At 72.7% G+C, this 9,453-nt stretch carries 8 protein-coding genes; 2 read left to right on the plus strand and 6 right to left on the minus strand.

Going from position 1 to position 9,453, the window contains the following annotated elements; translation table 11 throughout:
* Window positions 1-249 precede the first annotated feature (249 nt).
* From ACFOWE_RS23400 to ACFOWE_RS23410, 3 genes are all read right to left on the minus strand, one after another.
* Window positions 250-681: an SgcJ/EcaC family oxidoreductase gene (locus ACFOWE_RS23400; protein ID WP_377291252.1), complete on the minus strand. Its 432-nt coding sequence runs from the start codon at window positions 679-681 to the stop codon at window positions 250-252.
* 330 nt (window positions 682-1,011) lie between these two features.
* Entirely contained in the window at window positions 1,012-2,058 is a 1,047-nt protein-coding gene (locus tag ACFOWE_RS23405; RefSeq protein ID WP_377291254.1) for a Gfo/Idh/MocA family oxidoreductase, read from the minus strand.
* Window positions 2,051-2,956 carry a proteasome assembly chaperone family protein gene (locus tag ACFOWE_RS23410; RefSeq protein ID WP_377291256.1) on the minus strand — a complete coding sequence of 302 codons (906 nt, stop codon included), beginning with the start codon at window positions 2,954-2,956 and terminating at the stop codon, window positions 2,051-2,053. Before ACFOWE_RS23410 ends, ACFOWE_RS23405 begins: the two co-directional genes overlap by 8 nt.
* A gap of 496 nt (window positions 2,957-3,452) precedes the next feature.
* Between ACFOWE_RS23410 and ACFOWE_RS23415 the strand changes: the two genes are divergently transcribed.
* The gene (locus tag ACFOWE_RS23415; RefSeq protein WP_377291258.1) at window positions 3,453-4,376 is read left to right on the plus strand and encodes a 4-epi-cubebol synthase; all 924 of its coding nucleotides are present in this window, start codon (window positions 3,453-3,455) and stop codon (window positions 4,374-4,376) included.
* A gap of 80 nt (window positions 4,377-4,456) precedes the next feature.
* Here the strand turns inward: ACFOWE_RS23415 and ACFOWE_RS23420 are convergent, their stop codons facing one another.
* Entirely contained in the window at window positions 4,457-6,580 is a 2,124-nt protein-coding gene (locus ACFOWE_RS23420; RefSeq protein WP_377291260.1) for an ATP-binding protein, read from the minus strand.
* 141 nt (window positions 6,581-6,721) lie between these two features.
* Here ACFOWE_RS23420 and ACFOWE_RS23425 point away from each other — a divergent pair, with 141 nt between their 5' ends.
* Window positions 6,722-6,889, plus strand: coding sequence for a hypothetical protein (locus ACFOWE_RS23425; protein WP_377291262.1), 168 nt, complete (start codon window positions 6,722-6,724; stop codon window positions 6,887-6,889).
* Between the two features lie 28 nt (window positions 6,890-6,917).
* On the opposite strand, the gene ACFOWE_RS23430 is transcribed toward ACFOWE_RS23425, so the two are convergent.
* Window positions 6,918-7,859 (minus strand): ABC transporter permease, encoded by a 942-nt coding sequence (locus tag ACFOWE_RS23430; protein ID WP_377291264.1) that lies wholly within the window; start codon window positions 7,857-7,859, stop codon window positions 6,918-6,920.
* The coding region (locus ACFOWE_RS23435) for an ATP-binding cassette domain-containing protein (protein WP_377291266.1) at window positions 7,856-9,453 on the minus strand (1,598 nt) is incomplete at its 5' end. The genes ACFOWE_RS23435 and ACFOWE_RS23430, both read right to left, overlap by 4 nt.

Below are 9,453 nucleotides of genomic sequence, written 5' to 3' on the forward strand. Positions count from 1 at the left end.
GCGCGTGGAGACCTCACCGATGAGGAGTGGTCCCTGATCGAGCCTCCCCGGCCTCCAGCTACGCGGAGCCGTCTTGTGGAGCCGAAGCCTCCGATTCCTTTGGAGATCTGAAGTTCGTAGAGGCCTGGTCGCTGCGGTGACCGGGAGCACAATGGTCTTCTCCCAGGTGGCCCGCCGCCTGTACCGTCCACGCTGATCAGTCGAATTGGATCTGGGGTGACAGTCGACGGGCCGGTGACGTCGGATGGTTCAGGGGTTCTCGTGGACCTGGGTGTTCTGGGCGGCCGCGATCTTCCAGATGCCTTCTTCCTTGGCAAGGATGTAGAAGGGGCGCCCTTCGGGGCCGTCGGCGCGGGTGCCGTCAGGGTTGAGGGGCACTTGGTGGACGTTGACGGCGGCCACGTCCGGGCGGATGAAGAGGATCCGAACCGGGGTGTAGGTAGCGGTCGCGTGCTGGGTGGATCCCGGAAGGACCTGGGCGGTGAAATCGTGGATGGTCTGCCAGCCGGAAAGGCGCTTGCCGTGCCCGGTCGTCCAGACCGGGTCCGCCTTACGGAACAGACTGAGGAAAGCCTCGACCTGCTCGTCTTGCTGGGCTGCCTGAACTGCGGCAACCAGGCCGACGATCGCGTCCACATCATTCTGAGGGTCGTCCGCAACGCCAAAGATCTCAAGACTCATGATCGCTCCTTCGAACACCGGCCGGGCAAGACCTTTATGACGACCGTAGAACCTCGACCTAACTTGACGGCAAGCCCGGATTGAAACGTGTCCGCCCGAGGAGGGAGAGGAGGCTTCCTTCGTCGGTGAGGTCTTCACGCGCCACGGCGACGGCCTACCGGGGCCGGGAGCCGAAGCGCAGACGATCCGTCTGATCGCGATTCCGTACAGGCCCTCACAGTGGCGACCGGCGGGGGCGCGGCCGGGGGACGGCGGGGGTGCGGAGCAGCCTCCGGGACGCTCCCGGCGGGGGATCCTGCGGGGCCCGCCGCCGGGGGAGGGGGAGGAGGATCAGAGCGCCACGGCCGTGCCCTCGGCGGCCGAGCGGCGGGCCGCCTCCAGGACGGTCAGCGCGTACGCGACCTCCTCGGGGTCGACCGGCGGCGCGGCGCCCTCACGCAGGGCGGTCACCACCGCGGCGTAGAAGTCGAGGTAGGCGCCCGGCTCGGTGCGGATCCGGCGGCCCGACTCCTCGGTGCCCAGCACGCCCCAGCGCTCCTCGGGGTCGTCGCCGAAGCCGGGGGAGCCGGGGACGAGGCCCGCGCGGAGCCGGTCCTCCTGGACGTCGAGGCCGTGCTTGACGTAGCCGGCCTCCGCGCCGAGGACCCGGAAACGGGGGCCGAGCAGCGGGGCCACCGCGCTGGCCCACAGGTGGGAACGGGCCCCGCCGGCGTGGGTGAGGGCGATGAAGGTGTCGTCGTCGGAGGCGACCCCGGCGCGGCGGACGTCGGACTCGGCGTAGACGGACGTGACCGGGCCGAGCAGGCGCAGGGCCTGGTCGACCAGGTGGCTGCCCAGGTCGTACAGGAGCCCGCCCACCTCCTCGGCGCCGCCGAGCTCGCGCCAGCCGCCCTTCGGGACGGGCCGCCAGCGCTCGAAGCGGGACTCCAGCCGGCGCACGGCGCCGAGCTCGCCGGAGGCGACCAGCCGCTCGATCGTCAGGAAGTCGCCGTCCCAGCGCCGGTTCTGGAACACGGTCAGCATCAGGCCGCGCTCGCGCGCCAGGTCGAGCAGGCCCCGGGCCTCGGCCGCGGTCGCCGCCAGCGGCTTGTCCACCACCACCGGCAACCCCGCCGAAAGGGCCGCGGTGGCCAGCGGGACGTGCGTGCGGTTCGGGGAGGCGACCACGACCAGGTCGACCGAGTCCCACAGCTCCTCGGCGCCGGCGGCGACGCGCACGCCGTACCGGCCGGAGGCCTCGGCGGCGCGCCGCGGGTCGCGCGTGACCACGGTCGTCAGCCGCAGGCCCGGCGTGGCGGCGATCAGCGGGGCGTGGAAGAACGCCCCCGCCACGCCGTACCCGACGAGGCCGACGCGCAGGTCGTCCGCCTCAGTCACCGTGGCGCTCGTCCCGCTCGGCGAGGAAGGCCTCGAACTGGGCGGCGAGCTCCTCGCCGGTGGGCATCTCGGACGGCTCGGCCATCAGGCTCCGCTCGGTGCCGGCGGCGAACGCGTCGTACTGCTGCTCCAGACCGGCGATCGCGGTGGACAGCTCCTCCGAGGCCTCGATCTGCGCGGCGATCTCGGCGGTGGTCTGCTCGGCGGCGGCGCGCAGGCCCTCCAGCGGGAAGACCAAGCCGGTGGCCTTGGTGATCTCCTCCAGGGCGGTCACCGCGGCCGTGGGGTACTCGGCCTGGGCGAGGTAGTGCGGGACGTGCACGGCGTAGCCGGAGGCGTCGTGGCCCTGCGCGCCGAGCCGGAACTCGATCAGGGCGGCCACGCTGCCGGGCACCTGGACCTTGCCGAAGACGCTGGGCCGGCCGGCGATGAGCTCACCGCGGCTGGCGTGCGGGGTGACGCCCAGCGGACGGGTGTGCGGGACGGCCATCGGGATGCCGTGCGCCGTCACCAGGGAGCCGGCGCCGAGCCGGGTGGCGAGCGTGCCGACGGCCGCGGTGAACAGCTCCCACTCGCGGTCCGGCTCGGGGCCGGTGAGCAGCAGGAACGGCGTGCCGGTCGTGTCGTGGGCGAGGCGCAGGACGATCTCGTGGCTCTCGACGGCCGTCCACCGGTCGGTGTCGAACGTCATGACCGGGCGCCGGGACCGGTAGTCGAGCAGCCGGTCCACGTCGAAGGTCGCGACGACCCGGTGCTCCAGCTCGGCCAGCAGGTGACCCAGGGCGAGCCGGCCGGCGCCGCCCGCGTCCACGAACCCGTCGAAGTGGTAGAGGAGCACCGGATCGGTCAGCTCAGGAACGTCCTCGCTGAGCCGGTAGAGATCCGTCGGGTCGAACACCGTGTTCCAGCCTTTCGTCGATCGTCTCTTGTAGGAGAACCCGCGGGGTACCCGGTGCATTCCACCGTCCCGGGGGCGATCCCTGGCACCTTATCGGGGGACGGCGGATGCCATGGAGCGCGATCCGGGGCCGGCGGAGCTCGCGGCCGGGCTCTTCGGGACGGCGAGGAAGCGCGGGACCGGGAGCCTGCGCGCATGCGCCGGGACCGGCCTCCCGGCCGACCCGGCAGGCCCGGCCGACGACGGGGGGCGGCGCCCTGCCGATGCCCGCCGCCTGCCACGGTCACGCCGGGGCGGTCCGGATGTTCGGACAGAACGAATACCTCAAATGGTTCGGGCATTAATGGGGTATATGTGCACACAGGAGTTTGTTACAGGGCGTGTATAGGAAATTCCGCGCTGTTCGACCATTCTGGACAGCGTGGCAATCAGCAATGTGCAGGCCCCAGGCCGTCCCCTCCGCATTCCCCCGCTGTCGTGCCCTTTCCCCAGCGAAGTGAACCCCCACGTGGAGCGCGTCGACCGGGAGACCGTCGACTGGGCCTCCGCCTCCGGGCTGCTGGACGGGCCCGAGATGGCGGAGCGGTACCGGAAGGCGCGGTACGGCTGGCTGGGAGCCCGGACCTACCCCTACGCCGGCTACGACACGCTCCGGCTGGTGACCGACTGGTGCGTGTGGCTGTTCGCCTTCGACGACGTCTTCTGCGAGACCGACCGGCACGCCGCGGAGATCGCCCGGGCGCTGCCGCGCTTCATCGAGGTCCTCGACGACCTCGACCCCGGCACGGGCGGCGAGCGGGTGCGCGAGCCCTTCGCCCGCGCCCTGCTGGACGTCAAGGGCCGGGTGGCCGCCCACGGCGGTCCCGACCAGCTCGAACGCTGGTGCACCACCACCAAGGACTATCTGTCCGCCCAGGTGTGGGAGGCGGCCAACCGCCAGGACGGGCTGGTGCCCTCCCTGGCCGACTATCTCCTCATGCGCCGGCGCACCGGCGCCATGCTCACCGTCTTCACGCTCATCGACGTGGCCAGCGGCCTGCCGCTCACCTGGCAGGAGTGGCGCCACCCGGACGTGCGGGCGATCACCGCCAGCGCCAACGACGTCGTCGTCTGGGACAACGACCTCATCTCCTACGCCAAGGAGAGCGGCGCCGGAAACTCCGTCAACAACCTGGTCAACGTGCTGGCCCGGCACCGCGGCTACGGCCACCAGCAGGCCATGGACGAGATCGGCGGGATGCGGGACCGGGCCGTGGCCCGCATGGTCGAGCTCCGCCGGACCCTGGAACGGCTCGGCTCGGCGGCGGTGGAGGCGTACGTGCACGGCCTGGAGCGCTGGATCAGCGGGAGCATCGACTACTCGATGACCAGCTCCCGCTACACCGTCGCCTGGCAGGAGCGGACGGCGGCCGCCGGCTGAGCGGCGGACGGGACCCGGCGGACCCGGTGGCGGAGGGAGCCGGGCGGGCAGGGGACCGGGGCGGCCGGCGGGAGCCCCGGTCAGAACCCGGTGAGGGAGCCGCCCGGCTCCTCGTCGCCCAGGGCCAGCTCGATCAGCTCCTCCAGGTTGAGCCGCCTGCCGCGGTTGAACGCCTCCTCGTGGACCTCCTTGCCGAGGAGGCGTTCGCACTCCTTGACGCACTGGTCGTGGTCGGCGTTGAAGAACGGCGAGTTCAGCCGGGGCATGCCGAAGACCCGCCAGTTCTGCTGGCCGGCGCCCATCAGCTGGGAGGCGAGCAGGGGCCGCCCCTCCTCCAGGGAGAGCCGCGCGATCAGCTCCACGTTCAGGCCGATCCCGAGCACGTCGTGGAAGTGCCGCTTGAGCTGCAGCGACTCGCGGGCGTGGGCGAGCGCCTCGTCGGTCCTGCCCATCGCCTGGAAGACGCTGGCCAGCGCGTAGATGGCGTAGGAGCGCAGCCACAGCTCCCCCCGCTGGGTGCACACGGTGATGCAGTCGCGCAGCAGCACCTCGGCCTCGGCCGGCTCGTTCTGCATGAGCAGCACCATCGACAGCTCCACGATCGAGGGGAGCAGCCCGGGATTGAGCTCCTTGCCGCTGCGGTGGAACTCGATCGCGACGCCGAGCAGCGCGCTGGCCTTCTGCAGGTCGCCCTGGAGGAACGCCGCGGTTCCCAGCATCTTGGTGGCCAGGATGACCGCGCCCGAGTCGCCCACCCGCACCGCGTCCGAGCTGCACTGCTCGGCCGCCTCCAGCGCGCCCGAGATGTTCCCCTGGCTGCTGAGCACGTAGGAGAGCACCCACAGGGCCTTGCACCGCTCGGGACTCGGCTGCGTCACCAGCTCCAGGGCCTTCTCCAGGTAGAGCCTGCCCTCGCGGGCCAGGCCGCAGGCCACCCAGAGGAACCAGAGCGAGGACAGCAGCTGCAGCCCCAGCCGCATCTCCTCGGGACGGCTCAGGCAGTAGTCCAGCGCCACCCGGATGTTGTCGTGCTCGTGGCGCATCCGGACGTACCAGTAGACCTGGCGGGGGCCGGACCAGGCGTCCTCGCCCCGCCCGGCCAGCTGGAGGTAGTAGTCGCGGTGCCGGCGGCGCACCGCCTCCGCCTCGCCCAGCTTCTCCAGCCATTCCTCGCCGTAGGCGCGCAGCGTGTCGATCAGCCGGTAGCGGTGCCCGGAGGAGGTGCTGACGCTCAGCAGGACCGACTTCTCCACCAGGCTGGAGATGAGATCGGTGATGTCCTCGCCGGGCAGGTTGTCGCCGGCGCAGACGTAGCGGGCGGCCTCCAGCTCGAAGTCGCCGGCGAAGACCGACAGGCGGGCCCAGAGCAGCCGCTCGGCCGGCTCGCACAGCTCGTGGCTCCACCCGATCGCGGCGCGCAGCGTCTGGTGCCGGGGCAGCGCCGTACGGCTGGCGCCCGCCAGCAGGCTGAACCGGTCGGTCAGCAGCGCGAGGATCTGCTCCACCGACAGGGCCCGCAGCCGGACCGCGGCCAGCTCGATCGCCAGGGGGATGCCGTCCAGCCGCCGGCAGAGCTCCGAGACCGGCTCGATGTTGTGCTCGTCGAGCTGGAAGGAGGGCACGCCCGCGCTCGCCCGCGCCGCGAAGAGCTGGACGGACTCGTTGGTGAAGGGGTTCTCGCCCGGGACGTCGCCGGGGACGCTCAGCGGCGGGACGGAGACGGTGTGCTCGCCCTGCGCGTTCAGCGACTGGCGGCTGGTGGCGAGGATGCGCAGCCGGGGCGCGGTCCTCAGCAGGTCCTCGAAGAGCCGGGCGCAGGCGTCGACGAGGTGCTCGCAGGTGTCGATGATCAGCAGGATCTCGCGGTCGCCCACCCACTCGGCGAGCGTCTCGTCGGCCGAGCGCGCCGACTGGTCGGCGATGCCCAGCGCCGAGGTGATCGTGTGCCGGACCATCCCCGCGTCCTGGAGCCGGGCCAGGTCGGCGAACCACACGCCGTCGGCGAACTGGCCGCGCACCAGGTGGGCGATGCGCAGCGCCGTACGGGACTTTCCGACGCCGCCGATGCCGGTCAGGGTGACCAGCCGCGTCTCCGGCTCCTGGAGCCGCTGCTTGAGGCCTGCCAGCAACCGGGTGCGCCCGATGAAGTTGGTGAGCTCGTTGGGGAGATTGCCGTCTCGCCGCCATCCTGATGGCGTTGCCATGGCCGCCTCACGGGGGGTAGCTGACACCTGCCCTGGCATCGTACCGCCTGGGTGGTCGGCTGTCCTTTACGCGGAGATCGTGGCGATGGGCTTTACCGATGGGGAAATCATCCGTCCCCGCGCTCTGGCTAGCATGGACGCGTGACAGAGCACCATCCAGACGATCTGCGCCCGGTCGACCTCTCGGAGGACGGCCCGGCGATCCTGCCCGACCAGACCTCCGACGACACCGACCTCGGCTGGGGCGACTGGAGGGACTCCGGCGGCAACGACGAACGGCTGCTGGAGGACCGCCCGCCCCACTGGTAGGCGGTCCCGCCCGGGACCGCCCGCGAGATCACGCGACGACGTCCCGGCGCCGGAACCGGCGGAACGCGAGGGCGACCAGGATGACCGAGTAGGCCACCGCCACGGACACCCCCTTGACCATCCCGCTGAAGTCCGGCTCCGACGCCAGGGCGTCCAGCCAGGCCGTGTTCCAGAACGTCGGCAGGAACTCCCGCAGCGAGCCGAGGGCGTCCACCGCCTGCAGGATCGTGCTCACGATCACCAGTCCCACCGCGCCGCCGACCGCGCCCAGCGGGGAGTCGGTGCCCACCGAGATGAAGAAGGCCAGCGCCGCCACCACGAGCTGGCTGACCAGCACGTAGCCCACCACGATCGCGAAGCGCGGCAGCACGTCCGCCGCGGCGATCGTCTCGCCGGTCCCGGGCACGCGCACGTCGTTCCAGCCGAAGGCGAGGGTCCCGGCCAGCAGCGCCATCACCGGCAGGCAGACCACCGCCGCCGTCGAGTAGCCCAGCGCGACGACGAGCTTCTGGCGGAGCAGCCGGTCGCGGGGGATCGGGGCGGCCAGCAGATAGCGCAGCGAGGACCAGCCGGCCTCGCTGGCCACCGTGTCGCCGCAGAACACCGCCACCGCCACGGCCAGCAGGAAGTTCGCCGAGACCGAGAGCGAGAACGCGGCGAAGTTCAGGCCGCCCTCCGTGGCCAGGTCGGAGATGCGCAGCGTGCCGCCGGGCCTGCCGGTCCGCACCCCGATCTCGAAGGCGACCACCAGGACCCAGGGCAGCGCCAGCAGCAGCCCGAACAGCACCGCGGTCCGGCGCCGCCGCAGCTGGCGGACGAACTCCACCCGCAGCGGCAGCGTCCGCCCCGGGGCGTACCCGAGCGCCGAGCCGTCGGGGTTCACGCCCCGCCCGGCGGCGGTCCCGTTCACGGAGCCTCCCGCGCCGGCCGCCTGAGCGGACGCCGCCGTGTCCGTGGTTCGCTCGCTCACGTCTTCTCCCCGATCAGGTCCAGGAACACGTCCTCCAGGCGCGCGGCGGTCCCGTTGGACCGCACGCGCTCGCCGCTCAGCAGTTCGCTCACCGGGCCCGCCGTGACGAGCCGGCCGCGGTGCATGACCACCACGTGGCTGCACGTCTGCTCCACCTCGGCGAGCAGGTGGCTGGAGACGATGACGGTACGGCCCCGCGCCGCGTAGCGGATCAGGACCTCGCGCATCTCGCGGATCTGGGGCGGGTCCAGGCCGTTGGTCGGCTCGTCGAGGACGAGCAGGTCGGGCAGGCCGAGCATGGCCTGCGCGATGGCCAGGCGCTGGCGCATGCCCTGCGAGTAGGTCCGCACGGCCCGCTCCAGGGCGTCGCCGAGCCCGGCGATCTCCAGGGCCTCCTCGAGGTGGGCGTCGGCGGCGGGGCGGCCGGTCGCCCTCCAGTAGAGCTCCAGGTTCGCCCGGCCCGACAGGTGCGGCAGGAAGCCGGCGCCCTCGACGAAGGAGCCCAGCCGGGACAGGACCGGCGCGCCGGGCACGACCCGGTGCCCGAAGATCCTGATCTCGCCCGCGTCGGGGTGGATCAGGCCCATCATCATGCGCATCGTGGTGGTCTTGCCCGCGCCGTTGGGGCCCAGCAGGCCGAGCACCTGGCCCTGCTCGACGGTGAAGGACAGGTCGTCCACCGCCAACTCGCCGTTGCGGTAGGCCTTGGTCAGGCACTCGATGCGCAGCGGCACCGCGTCGAGGTCCGGGACGTGCTCGACCGCGGGGCGGCGCCGGCCGGCCAGGAGCAGCACCGCCGCGACGATCACGGCGGCCACCGGCAGGGCCTGGGTCCACCAGTCGGGGCCGGTGGCCGGGGTGCGCAGCGCGGCGTGCACGGGCACGGTCAGCTCGCCGGAGGCCAGGGAGACGGCGTGGACCGCCGCGGCGTCGGGGCTGTCGTAGGCGAGGTCGGTCGTGGTGAAGGCCACCCGGAGCCGGTGCCCGGCCTCGAAGCGGTGGTCCACGGCGGGCAGGGTGACCATGACCTCGGCCGCCTCGACCGACTCGGTGGCCTGGCCGTCCCCGGTCCCCTCGGGGAGGGTGATCCTGACCGGGGCGACGAGCCCCTCGGGCAGGATCGGAGCCGTGGTGCCGCCCGCCGCGTCGTACAGCTTGGCGAAGAGCGTCACGTCCCGCGGGCCCTTCGCGTCCGCGGCCCCGCCGGAATCCCCGGAGCCGCCGGGGCCGCCGGGGCCGGGGAGCGCCCGGACCCGGACCTTGACCGAGGGGCTCCCGGTGAGCTGGAGCGGGGCGGTCAGCGGCGCGGACTCGAAGACCGCGCTCTGCCCCGCCATGTCCACCGAGACGCTCAGGTCGCCCGAGCCGGCCAGGCCGCCGAAGCCGGGCACGGCCGAGATCGAGGCGGGGGAGCCGCCGGGCGGGTTGGCCACGGGCTGCTCGGGGCCGCTCAGCGGGACGGTGGTCCGCGAGCTGCCGGACAGGCCCGGATAGGCGTCCGCGGTGGCGTGCAGCCGGACCCGGCGGCGGGTGCCCGGGTCGCGCCCGCCGTCCCGGGTGACGGTGAACGCCGCGACGCCCTCGGGGCCGCCGG

Source organism: Planomonospora corallina, assembly GCF_042650625.1.
Taxonomy (GTDB): domain Bacteria; phylum Actinomycetota; class Actinomycetes; order Streptosporangiales; family Streptosporangiaceae; genus Planomonospora_B; species Planomonospora_B corallina.

Coding starts and splice junctions, on each gene's coding strand:
- ACFOWE_RS23400 (WP_377291252.1), bottom strand. CDS start 681: ATGAGTCTTGAGATCTTTGGCGTTGCGGACGACCCTCAGAATGATGTG.
- ACFOWE_RS23420 (WP_377291260.1), bottom strand. CDS start 6,580: ATGGCAACGCCATCAGGATGGCGGCGAGACGGCAATCTCCCCAACGAG.